Here is a 16,685-nt window from a genome sequence, read left to right as displayed (position 1 = left end):
TTATGACCAAAGCAATCATATCTACTGACGAAGCGCCAGCAGCCATTGGGACATATAATCAAGCGATTAAAGTGGGCACAGCCGTATATTTGTCTGGACAAATTCCACTGGTTCCAAAAACAATGGAAGTCATTTCTGAAGATTTCGCAGAGCAAACGCATCAAGTGTTTAAGAACCTCTCAGCAGTATGCAAAGCGGCAGGTGGAGAGTTACAAGACATGGTCAAGGTAAATATATTTTTGACTGATCTGAGCCACTTTGCAACGGTGAATGAAATTATGAGTCAGTATTTCAAAACGCCGTACCCAGCAAGAGCTGCAATCGGTGTGAAGGAGTTACCTAAAAATGTCCAAATAGAAATAGACGGCATCATGGAGCTGCCTTCTACTAATTAGGCACTTTTAGTAAACTCAATAATAAGCCCGCAATACGCGGGCTTTTTTATGTCCAATCAATTCAAACACTCCGTCACCTATCTATAAAAAATGTTTTATTTGCACTTTGAACTTTGATCTTAACCACTTGACTACATAATATTAATTAAGCAAGCTGGAAGTGAGTCATAAGATAAACCAGCGCATTGGCACTAATTAATTTTAAACAGACAAAACCGCTGATTAGAGTGGTGATGGAATTTATCTGGCTCAAGCCTGTCTTACGAATAATGCCCCTTTTATTTGAGGGTTTAAGAAAGGCAATACGGTTGCAAGCTTACAAGAGTTAGATTTTTTGCGAGCCTTTTGCAAAGGCCGCTCGGTCGATAAGGAAAAGCCTGTGTTTAAAGTCACTAAAAATGGCCAAGTTTTAATGGATGTTGCAACAGCAACACCACCTAGCCAAGCTTTTATAGTCGAGGCATTAGAGTGCTCTCCTTACGCTGACTGTGAGGTAGATCACGATTCTATCGCAGCATATTTTCAAAGTGATGTTTCTGAACAACAACTTCTCGTAGCCAAACAAAAAGACGCTGAGCTAATAGTCTCTATCTCAGACGATAAAATGCAGGCCTCGGCTAAGCTCATAACTGCAAAAGGTGGTAGCCTGATAAGCCTCGATCAAGCAAAAAAAATTATTGTAAAAGCCGGTGTGTGTCGTGGTTACAAACAGGCCTATTTAGAAAAAGTTTTATCTAAGCAATTTGATGCTCAACCGGGCTCTGAGTATTCTGGCATCATTGCCCAAGGCCGCCCACCTGAAAATGGCTTACCCGCAAAACTTATCTCTCATGTCCTGACCTTAAAAGAACGCCTGAAACAACCCAAACTGAGAGAAGATGGCACAGTCGATATGCGTGACTTTGGTGCTTTGTCGAGCGTATCTCCAGGTACTTTGCTCATTACACAAAGACCAGCCACGCCGGGGAAAGAGGGCTTTACGGTCACGGGCGAAACAATAGAACCCGTGCCCGGAGAAACATTTCAATTAGTTGCTGGTGAAGGAACTGAAATCTCCCAATCCAATCCGCTAGAATTAATCGCGACCATTGCAGGTTGCCCTTCAGACATTGCCAATGGCATGCGCGTCGACGATATATTTACCATCAATGATGTCAACGTTAAAAGCGGCCATATCGACTTCAGTGGCAGCGTTATTGTGACGCATAATGTTGAACCGGGAATGAAGGTTAAAGCGTCCGGAGACGTAACTATCATGGGCACTGTCGATTCTGGGGAAATTTTTAGCGATGGTAATATTGAGGTACGCGGCGGCGTTATTGGCCACTTAGATCACAGCGACAATGACCAAAGCCTCACAAGTAAACTGGTAGCCAAAGGCGATATCAATATTGTGCATGGTCAGTATACCTACTTAGAAGGGCGTAATGTATACATTCAAAAGCAGGCTAACCACTGTGATATTAAGGCATTGCGCAAAGTCCTCGTAGGGCTTGAAGACAATCCGAGAGGAAAACTCATTGGCGGTACCATCTTCGATGCGCAATCGGTTACGGCGGGGGAAATAGGCAGCCCTTCCGGTGCAACCATGTCTGTTTATTTAGCAACTTCTGGCATTGAGATCACGAACAAAACCGATCAATGTATTAGAGAGCTGGGTGAAACAGACGAGCAAATTGACAACTTGCAAAAGGCGGTAGAAAAAGCGGACCAATTAAAGGATGCTGAAAAGAAAAAGATGCTCATGGCTAAGATAAGTGCAACACAAACACACTATAGCCAACAAGCCGAAGCACTGGAAAATAAACTCAGTGAATTGGATCACACCCTGCATGAACTCCTTGAAGGCACCCAGCTTCAAGCAACGAATGCATTGCACTCTGGTGTTGAATTGCATATTTTTGACAAAACCTATCGAACTAATCGAAGCTACCCGCCTTGTACTGCCAAACTTCAAGAAGGAAAAATCGAAATAGAATTTAAAACTTAAGGGGCACAAAGCCCCCTAATAGTTTATAAAACACCCTCAACTGATTGCTTAAGTTGGTCAGGCCAAACACCTACCTGCACTTGGGCTATATGCGCTTTTTGCAGCAGTAACATAACGAGTCTAGACTGCCCTATCCCACCACCAATGGTCTGTGGTAACTCACCAGCAAGTAGCGCTTGGTGCCAATCAAACTCTGTGCGCTCTTGGGCGTCACTCAACTCTAATTGGTGCGCTAAAGATTTAGGGCATACTCGAATACCCATAGATGAAATTTCGAATGCGTCTTCAAGTATCGGGTTCCAAACAATAATATCTCCGTTAAGTCCTTGGTATTTATCGCAAGTTGGTGTTGACCAGTCATCATAGTCAGGTGCACGAACATCATGAATTTTGCCGTCCCCTAATTCACCGCCGATGCCGATTAAGAACACCGCGCCATATTCTTGTGCGATTGCTTTTTCTCGTTGCTTGGCTGTGAAATCTGGATACATGCTGCGTAATTCTTCCGAATGAACAAACGTAATTTTCTCAGGTAAAAAAGACGCTAAGCCAAACTCATCTGTAATTGTTTGCTCTGTAGCCTTGATGCATTGATAGAGCGTGCTGACCGTTTCTTTTAACGTCTCTAAGCTTCGTTGTGTGTCACCGCAAATCACTTTTTCCCAGTCCCACTGGTCAACGAATACAGAATGAATAGGTGAAAGGCGATCTTCATCTGGACGTAGCGCTTTCATGTGGGTATACAGACCTTCACCAATTGAAAAGCCATAATCACCGAGGGTTTTGCGCTTCCATTTTGCCAATGAATGCACGACCTCAAACTCACTTTCAGGTAATGTTTTCACTTTGACTGAAACAGCTTGCTCGGTGCCACTTAGGTTATCTTGTATACCGTCACCCACTTTCGCCAAGATGGGTGCCTGTACTTCAATTAGGCCAAGGCGCTCCGTTAACTGCGCTGAAAATGCGCTTTTTACACGTGCTATTTGTTGCTGTGTTACCAAGTAATCTGATTTCATTTTTAAACCTCATTCTAAACTGTTGATGATTATGTGCATCCAATGCTGATATATCCATCGTCAACAAATTTAGAATAAAATTCAACATTCAAAAACATAAACTTTGAAAGATAACTTTAATCATCAATAAAATACCGATATATTTAGTGAATCAATAATTAGCAGCCCAATATCACATGGAAAATTATCAAATCGATAATCTCGATAAATCTATCCTTCATGCTTTAATGGAAGATGCAAGAACGCCTTATGCCGAGTTGGCCAAACGCTTCAAGGTGAGTGCAGGAACCATTCATGTCCGAGTCGAAAAAATGAAACAGGCTGGCATTATTGAAGGCACAAAAGTATGCATCAATGCCAAAAAACTAGGTTATGACGTTTGCTGCTTTATCGGCATTAACCTCAAACATGCAAGAGACTATCAAAATACGATTGCGCAGTTAGAAAGCTTTGATGAAGTCGTCGAAGCATATTACACAACTGGTAACTATAGTATTTTTATCAAGGTACTCAGTAGCTCTATGGACCACTTACACGATGTGCTCGTCAATAAAATTCAATCGATCGAAGCGATTCAATCCACGGAAACGTTAATTTCATTACAAGCGCCAATAATGCGTGAAGTTACGCCTTAGTAGGCCCAATTAGAAGCATCAAAAGGGTGTGTACTTATACAGTAATAAATTTGATATAATGCCGCCAATTTTGTATTTATGAGCAGTACTTGATGAAAGAGAATCGCTTTCAACGCGTCAAACGCATTCTAGAACAACGTCAGACAGATTTAACCGTATGTCTTGATGAGGTACATAAGCACCATAACCTATCAGCAATCGTCCGTACTGCTGACGCTGTTGGCTGCCATTATGTCCATGCTGTATGGCCACAAGACCAAAGACGCTTAACAAATAATACCTCAGGTGGCAGTAAGAACTGGGTCGATACGCAAATGCACGATGATATTGATCAAGCTGTTGCTACTATCCGAGAGCAAAATCCGGGCATTCAATTATTGGCCACTAACTTGAGTGAAAGTGCGGTTGACTTTAGAGAGATCGATTACACTAAACCTACAGCTGTCATTGTAGGGCAAGAAAGGCTAGGTATTTCAGATAGAGCGCTCCAACATGCTGACCAACATATTGTTATTCCTATGGCTGGCATGGTGCAATCATTAAATGTTTCTGTGGCGGCAGCGTTGATTTTATATGAGGCGCAAAGACAAAGAGATGCTGCAGGTATGTATGAAAGAAAAGATATGATTGACCCTCAAGTGAAGCATAAGCTGCTTTTCGAAGGCTGCCACCCTATCATCGCTAACCGCTGTAACGAAAAAGGACTACCTTACCCACAATTAGATGATGACGGCGAAATTGTTGCAGATGAGGCGTTTTGGAACACGCTCAAATTTAGTAAAGCTTAAGGAAAACTATGTCTAGTCCTAATTTAGCACAGTATGCAATTACCGATCTTAAAGGCGTTGGCCCCAAAGCAGCTGAGCGACTTGCTAAATTAGGTATCTCAAGCGTTCAAGATATGCTGTTTCACCTTCCCTTACGGTACGAAGACAGGGCTAAAACATACTCAATAGCCACTTTGATGCCTCATATGCATGTTTCTGCGCAAGGTGAGATTGAACAAGCGAATATTACATTTGGTAAGCGCCGAATGCTGGTGTGCCAAATTAACGATGGGACAGGACGCTTAACCCTGCGCTTTTTCAACTTTTCTGCAGCACAAAAAAATGCCATGCAACCGGGCAAGTTTATGCGCTGCTTTGGCGAAGTTCGTCGCGGCCGTATTGGGCCCGAAATGGCACATCCGGAGTACCATATAATGGACTCATTAGAGGATAGTTGCTCAGCCAGCGACTCGCTCACACCAGTGTATCCGACTACGGAGGGGCTCAAGCAGCTCAGCATACGCGCCATAGCAGAGCAAGCTGTTGAATTACTTAGAAAGTATGATATTGAAGACCACCTTCCGCCACAATACAGGCCCAATCAGCTCAACCTAAAAGACGCCTTGCTGCTGCTGCATAGCCCACCACAAGATGTGAACTTAACGCAGCTAGAGACTGGGCAACATCCAGCACAGCAGAGACTCGCATTCGAAGAGCTGTTGGCACAAAACTTAAGCTTGCTAAAACTTAGGCAAAAAAGCCAAGCGGTAAAAGCGGTTTCTCTGCCACCAACCAATTTACTGGAACCACAATTTCTAGCTCAGCTGGCTTTTAAACCGACCAATGCGCAAAGTCGTGTAGTGAGTGAAATAAAACAAGATCTACAAAAACCAGAACCCATGCTGCGATTAGTGCAAGGTGATGTCGGCTCAGGTAAAACCTTAGTCGCAGCTCTGAGCGCATTAACCGCCATTGCCAAAGGATATCAAGTTGCTTTAATGGCACCAACCGAGATCCTCTCAGAGCAACACGCGCTCAACTTTAAGGCGTGGTTTACACCATTAGGTATAGAAACATGTTGGTTAGGCGGGAAAACCAAAGGAAAAGAACGTACTCAAACACTTGAAAAAATCGCGACGGGCCAAGCTCAAATGGTTGTTGGTACGCATGCTTTATTTCAAGAGCAAGTGGCTTTTTCAAACTTAGCGCTCATTATTATTGATGAACAACATCGCTTTGGTGTCCATCAGCGTTTATCCCTTAGAGAAAAAGGTAAGTTTGGTGAGTGTTATCCACACCAACTGGTTATGACAGCAACACCGATACCACGTACCTTGGCAATGACGGCTTATGCCGACTTAGAAACCTCTGTCATAGATGAACTTCCACCAGGGAGAACACCGATTATGACCGTCGCTGTGCCTGACACTCGACGCGACCAAGTGATACAACGTGTCGAAAATGCGTGCACAGAGCAACAACGACAAGTTTACTGGGTCTGTACATTAATCGATGAGTCTGAGGTACTGCAATGTCAGGCAGCTGAAGATACGGCAGAACAATTATCTAAACAGCTACCCGATCTCAAAGTTGCTTTGGTTCACGGCAGGATGAAAGCGCAAGAAAAGCAACAGATTATGGCAGACTTTAAAGCTGGCCTTTATCATGTACTCGTCGCAACCACCGTGATTGAAGTTGGTGTTGACGTCCCAAACGCCAGTTTGATTATTATTGAAAACCCAGAACGACTTGGCTTGGCACAATTGCACCAATTACGTGGCCGAGTCGGCCGAGGTGACATCGCATCACACTGCCTATTACTTTACCATGCGCCTCTATCCAACACAGCGCAAAAACGTTTAGGGGTGCTGAGAGACAGTAATGATGGCTTTGTCATTGCAGAAAAAGACCTCGAAATTCGTGGCCCAGGTGAAGTACTCGGGACAAAGCAAACAGGTTTAGTCGACCTAAAAATTGCCGATCTAACAAGAGATAAGCATATGCTACCCAGCATTAGAGGGCTTGCATTTGATTTACTCCGCCATCATACGAATTGTGTCGACCCGCTTATTCTAAGGTGGATGGGAAATCGCAGTGAATTTGCAATGGCCTAGCCAAACAACTCTTTAGCCAAAGGTCGCGTTTCGTTCAATAACCTCGATGTGATAACCATCAGGGTCTCGAATAAAAAAGAATTTAGCAACCAGCTGCGCTTGATTATAAAGCGCTTTGATATCCATAGGAGCATATCCAAGCTTGCTGGCTTTTTCCCAAACCATGGCTAGGTCATCGACGCCCAATGCTAGATGCCCATAACCATTACCAAGCTCATACGGTGCCTGCTGAGCATAGTTGTACGTCAATTCAAGTTCAAAATCACATGCATGATTACCCAAATACGTCAGCGAAAACTGCTCAAATTCTATTTGCCTCTTCACCTCTAAATCAAATAAGTCATGGTAGAATTGTAATGAACTATCTAAGTTTGACACTCGGATCATTGAGTGAAGCATTTTTGCCACAGGAGCCTCCAATTTTATGTGTGAAATATACGCCTCACAAAACCCACAGCTGTATCAAGTCAGTAAGAAGTCGATTCGAATACAGGGGGTCGTAACCAGTCTGGCGCTTGAGAATCAAATTTGGCAAGTGCTCGAACAAATAGCAGCTCAAGAAAACTTAACGGTTCCGAAATTTATTTCAACTCTTTATCAAGAGTCAATTGAGCGCCATGGCGAAGTTGATAATTTGGCTTCACTGCTGCGAATATCTTGCCTTACCTATTTGCTCAATTCTACAGAGTCAAAAAGCTGAAGTGGTAGTAACAAGATACTACATAGAACTGATAATAAATTATGATAACAAGGCTTTATCAATCTCTTTAAAACTTATAAACTAACCTATTAATTCTTTGAAAGTTATAGCACTTGTCCATGAAATCTCAGTTTGGTAGACGCGCCTTCACCCATATGGAGCTATACAGTTTATTCAATGGCTTCATATACGGCGATGAGAAACTAAAACGAGAGCAACCTAAGCATTGGCATTTTTGGCTGCCGTTACTGGCATATTACACCGGCGCATATAGTGATGAACTGGGTAATCTAACGCTGTGTGACATCGAAAAAATCGACTCAATTCACACCTTCCGTTTTACAACCCATGGTAAGATCCAGCCTCGTTTCGTGCCAATTCACCCTGCGCTTTGGCATGCAGGGTTAGAAGACTATATTCAGCATGTTAAACAACTTGGGCATGAACGACTTCTTTATGATCTCCCGGCTAAAACGGGGAGATATAGTGAAAAAGTCAGAATTTGGTTTTCAGGGGAAGGAAAACGTTTGGGATATTTACAACGCTGTGGCCTACCAAATATCGATCAGCAAGGACTAAAAACCGCCATTAGCAGCTTAAGGCTTAACTTTGAGCAGCAAATTTATATTTCCGCCATTCAAGCTGGCCAACGCTCTACGATGAGTTACTTACTCGGTTTAAAAGAAGACGGCCAAGCCGTTAATAAGCCAGCCTCTGAAGTGTTACAAAAAATAGTCAACCCTGTACGCGTAGTCAACACAAAGATAAGTTGGCAACGGTTTCTTGAGCGCCATTAGCCTTGATATTAGATTTATGGCCTAAGTAAGATTAGGCTGCTGTGATATTACAACAGCCCAGTCAAGCGATTATTATAATGACTTAACGTAATCGGTAAACTCAGCGCCGAGCGTTGCATCTTTCATTGCGTACTGTACGATGGCTTTCAAATACCCCATCTTATCGCCGCAATCATGCGCGACACCACTCATATGAAAAGCTTCTACCGTTTCGTTTTCCATCAACATATCAATGGCGTCCGTGAGCTGTATCTCCCCACCTGCACCTATAGGGGTTTTCTTGAGTAGCGCCCATATTTTTCTGGAAAGCACGTAACGCCCTACAACGGCAAGGTTTGAAGGGGCTTCTGACTGCTTTGGCTTTTCTACCATCGACTTAATTGGTGTACTTTGACCTGGGGCAAGCTCCACACCATTGATATCCGCGATGCCATACTTACTGACATCTTCGTTTGGTACAGGTTCTAGCATAATCTGACTGCTGCCATGCTCTTGGAACCTTTTCACCATCGCAGCTAAGTTTTCAGAAGACTGATCAGCGCTGTATTCATCAAGGATCACATCAGGCAGTACCACAACAAAGTCATCATCGCCTACAATCGGTTTGGCGCACAATACAGCATGGCCTAAGCCTTTGGCTTCACCTTGTCGAACATGCATAATCGTCACATCTTCAGGGCAAATACCTCTGATCTCATCTAGCAGAGTTCTTTTTACCCGCTTTTCTAATGTTGCTTCTAACTCAAAGCTCGTGTCAAAGTGGTTTTCAATTGCATTTTTTGAAGAGTGGGTTACAAGCACAATTTCTTTTAGGCCCGCTGATACACATTCTTTAACTATGTACTGAATGAGCGGTTTATCTACTATTGGTAGCATTTCTTTTGGTATTGCCTTCGTAGCTGGCAACATACGAGTTCCTAAACCCGCAACAGGTATCACTGCTTTCATATATGTTCGCTGTAAAATTTTGATAGTTTTGAAAATCTAATGCGCGATTTTAACTTACAAGTGACCGTATTTAAATATATAACTAAACCTGCGCGTTAGGATGTACACAACTAATAATAAAGGGGTCATTGTAGACCCCTTTTTAGATTAATTTAAATTCATTTCTTGAATTATTTCATGCGCGATTGGCGGTGTGGTACTGACTGGCTTTTCGTGTTTGTTGGCCTTTAACTGGCCTTTTCTGTGTTTTAGTGATGCATCTAATTTTTTCGCAGCGCTTGCGATTGCGGGGTACATGACATCATCGTCACCTTTTACCGAAATTCTTGAACCCGCATAATTTGTACTAATTTCCGTATAAAACTTTTTATGCTCTTTGCTGATGATAATATCTAGTGATAACAATGATGGAAAGTGATTAGCAATCTTAGCGAACTTTTCATGCACATGTTGTTTTACTGCATCCGTCATGTCAACGTGGTGACCAGAAAGATTAATCTTCATAGGATCTTCCTTTTTTTATTTACCCTATAGATAAGTATTGGAGCAACTAACCCAATTCTCAAGGGGTAAATTAAGAAAAATGTCATTACGCTGTTATAAAGTTGATTTAAGTCAGATTTAAACCTTATGTCTGGTTTAACTATTTTGCTGCTTTTCACAACCGAATGAAGAAATCCTTATTCCACCCTATTTCACACGTTCAAAAATTAAATTCCATGGTCCAGAATGTAAAAAAGCTCCTCAAGGGAGCTTTTCAATAAGTGCCAAGTTTTATAAACCTGCGCGCTTTTTAATCTCTGCAATTAAAGGTGAACCACCGTGGCCGTTACTTTCAGCCCAAGCGATGTCTGCGCCATCAGCCAGTGCACTTTTAGGAAGGCCTTTAACAATCAGCTTGCCCGTCTCAACTGCATTACTTGCAATTGCGTGGCGTAGCATGTTGTTTCCGTTACATTCAATCGCATCAAAAACATTACGAATCTTAACACGTGAGCTCTTAAGCGCTTTACGAACACGCCCTTTGTCATCTACAGCGATGTACTCACATAAAGTTACTGCAAGCTGATCGTTTGCTTTAGTTTCAAAACTTAAAGAAAACGCGCCTAATCCCATACTAACACTTAACAAAACAGGTACAAATTTCATTGCCAATTCACCTAGCACTTTTTTATTACATAAGGACAAACACTATTGTAGCAACCCATACAATTGTTAGCAACAAAGTCATAATCCTTTATTCAAAGTTACGAACTTATAATTATATCGATTACGTTCGTCAGGCTCATGAGATTCACTCTCAATTTCGGTCCAATCACCCACTACAGTGTGATCAGGAAACCGCGTATCGCCACCCACATCGAGATCTATATAGGTAAGATATAGCCTATTACATAAGGGTAGAAACTGTTCGTAAATATTTCCACCACCTATCACCATTACTTCGTCTATTTTATCTACTATAGCCAATGCAGCTTCTGTAGATGATGCGACTTCGATACCTTCAGCTTGATACTGAGCATTTCTGGTGATCACAATATTTCTTCTTCCAGGTAATGGTCTACCAATTGACTCAAACGTCTTTCTGCCCATTATCACCGGCTTACCCATTGTTATTTTTTTGAAGTGCTGAAGGTCAGCGGGTAAGTGCCAAGGCATTTTATTATCATCGCCAATCACTCTATCCTTTGCCATAGCCGCTATCATTGATATAACCACAATTTACTCCAATCATAATATTGTATTAAAAAAGGGCCTATTGGCCCTTTATTAGCGTTCGTAGATTACCTCTACGTCGTAATCATCTTCATCCCAATCATCCCAGTCATCCTGGTTATCTTGAGTTGCTTGACGATGATACGTATCCCACTTAAATTCAACTTCTTCTTGCTGTTCTTCGTCAAACTTGTCTCTTGGTAAAGTATCTAACAAGCCTTGAATATCGTAGCATAGTTGCTGTGTATTGAATTTATTCGCCGCAGAAATACGATAAACTTGCGCTGCATCTAGCTCTTGAGCAATACGTTCACACACTTCTTCTAATTCATCTTCCGCCAGTAGATCAATCTTGTTGAGGACTAGCCAGCGAGGCTTTTCCGCAAGTTTTGGGCTGTATTGGTGCAGCTCATTAATAATTGCAAATGCATTGTCCACTGGATCGGTGCCGTCGATAGGCATCACGTCAACAACGTGTAAAAGTACGCGGCAACGCTCCAAGTGCTTTAAGAAACGAATACCTAATCCAGCACCGTCAGATGCGCCTTCAATCAGACCTGGAATGTCTGCAATAACAAATGATTTATTTGCTTCTGGCCTAACAACACCCAAATTTGGTACTAAAGTTGTAAACGGATAGTCAGCCACTTTAGGCTTAGCCGCTGAAACGCTGCGGATAAATGTTGACTTACCAGCATTTGGAAGACCAAGTAATCCTACGTCTGCCAATAACATAAGCTCTAACTTTAGGTTTCGCACTTCACCAGGCGTACCTAAGGTTTTCTGTCTCGGAGCTCGGTTTGTGCTCGACTTGAAACGCGTATTGCCTAGTCCATGGTAGCCGCCTTTCGCAACCAATAGCTTCTGTCCGTGGCGAGTTAAATCACCTAGGCTTTCTTGTGTGTCAACATCTGTAACACGAGTACCAACAGGTACTTTAAGCACTAAATCGACGCCTTTTTTACCGGTACAGTTTCTACCCTGACCATTGGTGCCACGTTCAGCTCGATGAAAGCGTTCAAATTGATAGTCAATCAGAGTATTTAAATTTTCATCCGCTTCTAGAAATACGCTACCGCCGTCGCCACCGTCTCCACCATCTGGACCACCATCTGGGACAAACTTCTCTCGACGGAATGAAACAACACCGCTTCCTCCATCTCCGGCTTCAGCTCGGATCTCTACTTCATCGACAAACTTCATGGTTACTCTCTTACAGGATTGGAACAGCAACAGCTATTATAGCAATATACGCTTAGCTGCTGATCAATATTATGTTGCTATAAAAACAAAAAACCCCGCCTAAGCGGGGTTTTTAGATTCTTTACCGATTACTCAGCTACGATGCTAACGTATTTGCGGTTTAAAGGACCTTTTGTTTCAAAAACAACTTTACCATCTGCTTTTGCAAAGATAGTGTGGTCTTTACCGATACCTGCGTTAGAACCTGCGTGGAACTTAGTACCACGTTGACGAACAAGGATGTTACCCGCTAATACTGATTCACCACCGAAACGCTTAACACCTAGGCGTTTACTTTCTGAATCACGACCGTTACGAGTACTACCAGCTGCCTTCTTATGTGCCATCTTTCTGTACCTCTAAAAATTAAGCGCTAATGCCAGTGATTTTAACTTCAGTGAACCACTGACGGTGGCCCATCTGCTTACGAGAATGCTTACGACGTCTAAACTTAACGATCTTAATTTTCTCGCCACGACCGTGAGAAACAACCTCAGCAGTCACTTTACCGCCATTTACGAATGGTGCACCGATCTCGATCTTTTCACCATCAGCAACTAGAAGTACTGAATCAAATTCAATTGATGCACCAGTCTCAACGTCTAATTTCTCTAGACGAATAGTTTGACCTTCAGTCACACGGTGCTGTTTACCACCACTTTGGAAAACCGCGTACATAACTTAACTCCGTTGTGCGCCCTCAAATCGACGCAACTTAATATTCTTCAATAGGGCGCGAAGTTTACGCTAATGTCGCAATACACGCAATACCCTAAAGACAAAATAATGAATAAAAATTGACTTGTTTGAGAGCATTAATTCATTTTTGCCTATTCTAGCTAAAAACTTCGTTTTACCAAACTGTTTTTTGTTCATAAAACTAACTTGGTGTGACTCTTGACAAAATCTTTTTTTCTTAGAAGCTTACTTCACATAGCATACTAAATAATCGAAAAGTGACTTTTTTTAACTCCTGTACGCATAAAATTCGAGTAAGCCAGAATTTTAATGTACAATCTGCGGCGTTTATCTCTAATTGAGGCTTTAGCACGGTATACTATGGATATTAAGGCTATCCAATCATTGATTGAGCAGGATATGCTCTCTGTGAATCAACTTATTTTTGAGCAAATGCAATCTGATGTTGCATTAGTAAACCAATTGGGTCTTTACATAGTTAATAGTGGCGGAAAGCGTGTCCGACCAATGTTAACTTTACTTGCTGCAAAAGCGTTAGAAGCAGAGCACCAAAATAAGCACATTACCCTAGCAACCATCATTGAGTTTATCCATACGGCAACTTTGTTACACGACGATGTCGTCGATGAATCTAACCTAAGACGTGGAGAACCCACAGCGAATGCCGAGTTTGGCAACGCTGCAAGCGTGCTAGTTGGTGACTTTATATACACCCGCTCATTTCAACTTATGGTTGGCCTCAACAATATGGAGGTCATGCAAATATTGGCGGATGCAACAAATATCATCGCTGAAGGTGAAGTGCTGCAATTGATGAATTGTAATGACCCTGACACCACAGAAAAAAGCTATATGCAGGTGATATACAGTAAAACAGCAAAATTGTTTGAGGCAGCTACATTACTTCCTGCTGTTGTTTCCAATCAACCAGAGCATATCAAAGAAGCCTTAAAGCTATACGGAATGCATTTAGGAACTGCATTTCAGTTAGTTGATGATGTGCTTGATTACAGCGCCAATGCTGAGTTACTAGGTAAAAATATTGGTGACGACTTGGCTGAAGGAAAACCAACACTCCCGCTAATTTACGCAATGCAATCTGGTACAGAACAGCAAGTGAACCAGATCAGAGCGGCCATTGAATCAGGCAATGGGATTGATGATTTAGCCGACATATTAGCAACGCTTGAGGAAACTCAAGCACTGAAGCAAACCATGGAAAAAGCACAGCGAGAGTCGGAAAAAGCAATCGCTCAGCTAGAATGCCTCGCGGAATCAGAATTTAAAACCGCGCTTATTGCCCTAGCTAAACTATCTGTGGACAGAGAGTATTAATAAATACATGAAAAAAGCTGCCGAGGCAGCTTTTTTTATTTCTCAGGCGGTCTGTAGCCTTCAATTTCAACTTCTTTATTTTCAAATAAGAAGCCGACCATCTGCTCTTCAAGCAGCTGCCTATGATCTGGGTCCATCATGTTTAAGTGCTTTTCATTAATGAGCATTGTTTGCTTATGCTGCCACTGCTGCCAAGCTTCTTTGGAAATATTATTGAATATGCGCTCACCCACTTCACCAGGGTAAAGCTGAAAGTCCAATCCTGGCGCTTCTTTGTTTAACTTCTGACAAAAAACTGTACGTGCCATTTTTTCACCTATATTCTGTCTGTTTATTAGGACAAGTTTACCCTATCGCTCTTAATACTTTAACTAACTTTTTCGTTGGTGCAGCTAATCCAACTTCGGGTGGCTGATTAATGTCATACCAAAGTAGTTGATTGTCATGTACACAATCAGGAACTTCGGCCAAATCCAAGCAAACTGGATGAATGGTTAATTCAAAGTGCGTAAAGATATGAACAAATGACTCTAACGTTCGGGTTTTAGTGGATAACCCTTGCTGTACTAAAAATGCTTCTAACTCAGCCAACGCTGTAAACTCAAAAAAGCCAAACAACCCGCCCCAAATGCCGCTGCTTGGGCGCTTTTCCATAAGCACTTTATTGTTAGCTTTGATCATTAAGTGATACGCACTTTTCTTTGGCTTTTCTTTTTTAGGTTTTGGATTAGGGAATGACTTCACAAGGTTATTTTTGTGAGCAAGACATTTTTTCACTAACGGACAGGGTTCACATTGAAACTTCGATCTCGAGCAAAGGCTGGCGCCTAAATCCATCATCGCCTGATTAAACTCACGCACGTTACCAGAAGGAGTCACCGCGTTGGTTAGCTCCCACAAATGGTTTTCGACTTTTTTAACCCCATACCAGCCTTCAACCATGAAAAATCGCGCTAAGACACGCTTAACATTGCCATCTAATATTGCATGATGCTGCCCAAGTGCTAACGACAAAATTGCGCCAGCTGTTGAACGCCCAACCCCAGGCAGATCTACCACTTCTTCAAAAGTTTCAGGAAACGCCCCTGCGTACTTATCACGAATTAGCTTTGCCGCTTTGTGCAGGTTTCTCGCCCGCGCATAATAACCAAGGCCTGTCCAGTGGTGAAGTACCTCATCTTCCTCAGCATTGGCTAAGTCAATAACGGTGGGAAATCGCGACATAAAGCGCTCAAAATAAGGGATTACAGTCACCACTTGTGTTTGCTGAAGCATCACTTCAGAAACCCATACTTTGTATGGCGTTTTGTCTATTTGCCACGGCAGTGTTTTTCTGCCATGAACGTGGTACCAATCTACAACTTGCGTTGCAAACCAATTTGCATCTTGACGGTCAACGGACATCTTCATACTCAATCTTCTTGCTTCCAGCCGCCAGTGTAAGAAGCTTTTTAAAAACGTCAAGCTCTTGTACTTATCCGCGCGAACAGGGATAATATGCGCCCAATTTTTACACCGCAGATGATGACTATGAACGAATCGAGTAAACAAGCCCTAGAGCAGGCTGAGCAAGAAGGTAAATATATCCGTAAAGTGCGCAGCTTTGTAAAACGTGAAGGTCGCCTAACTAAGGGCCAAGCAGCAGCACTAGAAAAGTGTTGGCCGACACTTGGACTTGAACATAGCCAAGGCTTACTCAACTTCAGTGAAGTGTTCGGCAACGACAATGATGTAGTTGTAGAAATTGGCTTCGGCATGGGCAAATCACTGGTTGAAATGGCCAAGAACAACCCTCAACAAAATTTTATTGGTATCGAAGTTCACCGGCCGGGTGTCGGTGCCTGCCTAATGGAAGCTGATGAACAAGGCATCACAAACCTTAGAGTATTCGAACACGATGCTGTTGAGGTGTTAGCAGATTGTATTGCAGACGGTAGTTTGAGTAAATTACAGCTGTTTTTCCCTGATCCTTGGCACAAAAAACGTCATCACAAACGCCGTATTGTGCAGCCGGAGTTTGCGCAAAAAATTCGCGCTAAGCTAAAAGTCAGTGGCGTGTTCCATATGGCAACTGACTGGGAAAACTACGCAGAACATATGCTAGAAGTAATGCAGCAAGCTGAAGGTTACACGAACCAGTCGCAAACAAGTGACTACGTGCCAAGACCTGACTTCAGGCCACTAACGAAGTTTGAACAAAGAGGTCATAGACTGGGGCACGGTGTATGGGACCTTATGTTTGAGCGTAACGCGTAACCTACTTTTGGGGGCTCGTAGCCCCCTCTATATTTAAATCAAGTACTTATTCAGGCCAGTTCATAATTTCGA

General features: G+C 42.5%; 20 protein-coding genes. 9 read left to right on the top strand and 11 right to left on the bottom strand.

The genetic code is table 11. The features are described 5' to 3' along the window. Window positions 1–2: 2 nt before the first annotated feature. Together A7985_RS14275 and A7985_RS14270 are read left to right on the top strand one after the other, a co-directional pair. A complete protein-coding gene (locus tag A7985_RS14275) occupies window positions 3–395 on the top strand; it encodes a RidA family protein (RefSeq protein WP_065791144.1) in 393 nt (130 codons plus the stop codon). A 379-nt stretch (window positions 396–774) separates the two neighbouring features. Further along, window positions 775–2,385, top strand: a complete 1,611-nt coding sequence (locus A7985_RS14270; RefSeq protein WP_065791143.1) for a DUF342 domain-containing protein — start codon at window positions 775–777, stop codon at window positions 2,383–2,385. A gap of 23 nt (window positions 2,386–2,408) precedes the next feature. Here A7985_RS14270 and asnA read toward each other — a convergent pair whose 3' ends face one another. After that, a complete protein-coding gene (asnA, locus tag A7985_RS14265; RefSeq protein ID WP_065791142.1) occupies window positions 2,409–3,404 on the bottom strand; it encodes an aspartate--ammonia ligase in 996 nt (331 codons plus the stop codon). Window positions 3,405–3,580: 176 nt separating this feature from the next. Between asnA and asnC the strand changes: the two genes are divergently transcribed. The 3 genes from asnC (at window position 3,581) to recG (ending at window position 6,920) form a co-directional block, all read left to right on the top strand. After that, window positions 3,581–4,039, top strand: coding sequence for a transcriptional regulator AsnC (asnC, locus tag A7985_RS14260; RefSeq protein WP_065791141.1), 459 nt, complete (start codon window positions 3,581–3,583; stop codon window positions 4,037–4,039). Between the two features lie 92 nt (window positions 4,040–4,131). Further along, entirely contained in the window at window positions 4,132–4,827 is a 696-nt protein-coding gene (gene trmH / locus A7985_RS14255) for a tRNA (guanosine(18)-2'-O)-methyltransferase TrmH (RefSeq protein ID WP_065791140.1), read from the top strand. Between the two features lie 8 nt (window positions 4,828–4,835). After that, window positions 4,836–6,920 carry an ATP-dependent DNA helicase RecG gene (recG, locus tag A7985_RS14250; protein ID WP_065791139.1) on the top strand — a complete coding sequence of 695 codons (2,085 nt, stop codon included), beginning with the start codon at window positions 4,836–4,838 and terminating at the stop codon, window positions 6,918–6,920. A 12-nt stretch (window positions 6,921–6,932) separates the two neighbouring features. Here the strand turns inward: recG and A7985_RS14245 are convergent, their stop codons facing one another. Then, window positions 6,933–7,319: a VOC family protein gene (locus tag A7985_RS14245; protein WP_256096776.1), complete on the bottom strand. Its 387-nt coding sequence runs from the start codon at window positions 7,317–7,319 to the stop codon at window positions 6,933–6,935. A 25-nt stretch (window positions 7,320–7,344) separates the two neighbouring features. Between A7985_RS14245 and A7985_RS14240 the strand changes: the two genes are divergently transcribed. Beyond that, window positions 7,345–7,620, top strand: coding sequence for a ribbon-helix-helix domain-containing protein (locus A7985_RS14240; protein WP_065791137.1), 276 nt, complete (start codon window positions 7,345–7,347; stop codon window positions 7,618–7,620). Between the two features lie 119 nt (window positions 7,621–7,739). Beyond that, complete coding sequence (locus tag A7985_RS14235; RefSeq protein WP_065791136.1) at window positions 7,740–8,417, top strand: hypothetical protein; 678 nt, start codon at window positions 7,740–7,742, stop codon at window positions 8,415–8,417. Between the two features lie 72 nt (window positions 8,418–8,489). On the opposite strand, the gene galU is transcribed toward A7985_RS14235, so the two are convergent. The 7 genes from galU to rplU all read right to left on the bottom strand — a co-directional run bounded on the left by galU (window position 8,490) and on the right by rplU (window position 13,001). Further along, on the bottom strand, window positions 8,490–9,365 hold the full coding sequence (gene galU, locus A7985_RS14230; RefSeq protein WP_065791135.1) for a UTP--glucose-1-phosphate uridylyltransferase GalU: 876 nt from the start codon (window positions 9,363–9,365) through the stop codon (window positions 8,490–8,492). A gap of 147 nt (window positions 9,366–9,512) precedes the next feature. Continuing rightward, a complete protein-coding gene (gene hpf, locus A7985_RS14225; RefSeq protein ID WP_063356691.1) occupies window positions 9,513–9,869 on the bottom strand; it encodes a ribosome hibernation-promoting factor, HPF/YfiA family in 357 nt (118 codons plus the stop codon). A 270-nt stretch (window positions 9,870–10,139) separates the two neighbouring features. Further along, on the bottom strand, window positions 10,140–10,481 hold the full coding sequence (locus A7985_RS14220; protein ID WP_370671167.1) for a DUF3718 domain-containing protein: 342 nt from the start codon (window positions 10,479–10,481) through the stop codon (window positions 10,140–10,142). Between the two features lie 111 nt (window positions 10,482–10,592). Next, on the bottom strand, window positions 10,593–11,084 hold the full coding sequence (gene folA / locus A7985_RS14215; RefSeq protein ID WP_065791134.1) for a type 3 dihydrofolate reductase: 492 nt from the start codon (window positions 11,082–11,084) through the stop codon (window positions 10,593–10,595). A 51-nt stretch (window positions 11,085–11,135) separates the two neighbouring features. Continuing rightward, window positions 11,136–12,284, bottom strand: a complete 1,149-nt coding sequence (gene cgtA / locus A7985_RS14210) for an Obg family GTPase CgtA (RefSeq protein WP_065791133.1) — start codon at window positions 12,282–12,284, stop codon at window positions 11,136–11,138. 128 nt (window positions 12,285–12,412) lie between these two features. Next, window positions 12,413–12,670, bottom strand: coding sequence for a 50S ribosomal protein L27 (gene rpmA / locus A7985_RS14205; RefSeq protein WP_023399740.1), 258 nt, complete (start codon window positions 12,668–12,670; stop codon window positions 12,413–12,415). A gap of 19 nt (window positions 12,671–12,689) precedes the next feature. Beyond that, complete coding sequence (gene rplU, locus A7985_RS14200) at window positions 12,690–13,001, bottom strand: 50S ribosomal protein L21 (protein WP_023399739.1); 312 nt, start codon at window positions 12,999–13,001, stop codon at window positions 12,690–12,692. 381 nt (window positions 13,002–13,382) lie between these two features. Between rplU and ispB the strand changes: the two genes are divergently transcribed. Continuing rightward, window positions 13,383–14,357: an octaprenyl diphosphate synthase gene (gene ispB, locus A7985_RS14195; protein ID WP_065791132.1), complete on the top strand. Its 975-nt coding sequence runs from the start codon at window positions 13,383–13,385 to the stop codon at window positions 14,355–14,357. 35 nt (window positions 14,358–14,392) lie between these two features. Here the strand turns inward: ispB and A7985_RS14190 are convergent, their stop codons facing one another. Both A7985_RS14190 and mutY read right to left on the bottom strand, forming a co-directional pair. Next, window positions 14,393–14,665: an oxidative damage protection protein gene (locus tag A7985_RS14190; protein ID WP_046356858.1), complete on the bottom strand. Its 273-nt coding sequence runs from the start codon at window positions 14,663–14,665 to the stop codon at window positions 14,393–14,395. Between the two features lie 37 nt (window positions 14,666–14,702). After that, on the bottom strand, window positions 14,703–15,761 hold the full coding sequence (mutY, locus tag A7985_RS14185) for an A/G-specific adenine glycosylase (RefSeq protein ID WP_065791131.1): 1,059 nt from the start codon (window positions 15,759–15,761) through the stop codon (window positions 14,703–14,705). Window positions 15,762–15,887: 126 nt separating this feature from the next. Between mutY and trmB the strand changes: the two genes are divergently transcribed. Next, the gene (gene trmB / locus A7985_RS14180; RefSeq protein WP_065791273.1) at window positions 15,888–16,613 is read left to right on the top strand and encodes a tRNA (guanosine(46)-N7)-methyltransferase TrmB; all 726 of its coding nucleotides are present in this window, start codon (window positions 15,888–15,890) and stop codon (window positions 16,611–16,613) included. The last annotated feature ends 72 nt before the right edge of the window (window positions 16,614–16,685 follow it).

Origin of the sequence: Pseudoalteromonas luteoviolacea, from assembly GCF_001696455.1 — a bacterium.
Classification (GTDB): domain Bacteria; phylum Pseudomonadota; class Gammaproteobacteria; order Enterobacterales; family Alteromonadaceae; genus Pseudoalteromonas; species Pseudoalteromonas luteoviolacea_C.
The sequence above is the reverse complement of the archived record's forward strand: the minus strand, read 5'-3'. Positions and strand labels throughout refer to the sequence as shown.

Excerpts from the sequence above, each read along its gene's own strand:
- A7985_RS14275 (WP_065791144.1), top strand. The coding sequence starts at position 3 with ATGACCAAAGCAATCATATCTACTGACGAAGCGCCAGCAGCCATTGGG.
- asnA (WP_065791142.1), bottom strand. The coding sequence starts at position 3,404 with ATGAAATCAGATTACTTGGTAACACAGCAACAAATAGCACGTGTAAAA.
- asnC (WP_065791141.1), top strand. The coding sequence starts at position 3,581 with ATGGAAAATTATCAAATCGATAATCTCGATAAATCTATCCTTCATGCT.
- trmH (WP_065791140.1), top strand. The coding sequence starts at position 4,132 with ATGAAAGAGAATCGCTTTCAACGCGTCAAACGCATTCTAGAACAACGT.
- recG (WP_065791139.1), top strand. The coding sequence starts at position 4,836 with ATGTCTAGTCCTAATTTAGCACAGTATGCAATTACCGATCTTAAAGGC.
- A7985_RS14245 (WP_256096776.1), bottom strand. The coding sequence starts at position 7,319 with ATGCTTCACTCAATGATCCGAGTGTCAAACTTAGATAGTTCATTACAA.
- A7985_RS14240 (WP_065791137.1), top strand. The coding sequence starts at position 7,345 with ATGTGTGAAATATACGCCTCACAAAACCCACAGCTGTATCAAGTCAGT.
- A7985_RS14235 (WP_065791136.1), top strand. The coding sequence starts at position 7,740 with ATGAAATCTCAGTTTGGTAGACGCGCCTTCACCCATATGGAGCTATAC.
- galU (WP_065791135.1), bottom strand. The coding sequence starts at position 9,365 with ATGAAAGCAGTGATACCTGTTGCGGGTTTAGGAACTCGTATGTTGCCA.
- hpf (WP_063356691.1), bottom strand. The coding sequence starts at position 9,869 with ATGAAGATTAATCTTTCTGGTCACCACGTTGACATGACGGATGCAGTA.
- A7985_RS14220 (WP_370671167.1), bottom strand. The coding sequence starts at position 10,481 with ATGGGATTAGGCGCGTTTTCTTTAAGTTTTGAAACTAAAGCAAACGAT.
- cgtA (WP_065791133.1), bottom strand. The coding sequence starts at position 12,284 with ATGAAGTTTGTCGATGAAGTAGAGATCCGAGCTGAAGCCGGAGATGGA.
- rpmA (WP_023399740.1), bottom strand. The coding sequence starts at position 12,670 with ATGGCACATAAGAAGGCAGCTGGTAGTACTCGTAACGGTCGTGATTCA.
- rplU (WP_023399739.1), bottom strand. The coding sequence starts at position 13,001 with ATGTACGCGGTTTTCCAAAGTGGTGGTAAACAGCACCGTGTGACTGAA.
- ispB (WP_065791132.1), top strand. The coding sequence starts at position 13,383 with ATGGATATTAAGGCTATCCAATCATTGATTGAGCAGGATATGCTCTCT.
- A7985_RS14190 (WP_046356858.1), bottom strand. The coding sequence starts at position 14,665 with ATGGCACGTACAGTTTTTTGTCAGAAGTTAAACAAAGAAGCGCCAGGA.
- mutY (WP_065791131.1), bottom strand. The coding sequence starts at position 15,761 with ATGTCCGTTGACCGTCAAGATGCAAATTGGTTTGCAACGCAAGTTGTA.
- trmB (WP_065791273.1), top strand. The coding sequence starts at position 15,888 with ATGAACGAATCGAGTAAACAAGCCCTAGAGCAGGCTGAGCAAGAAGGT.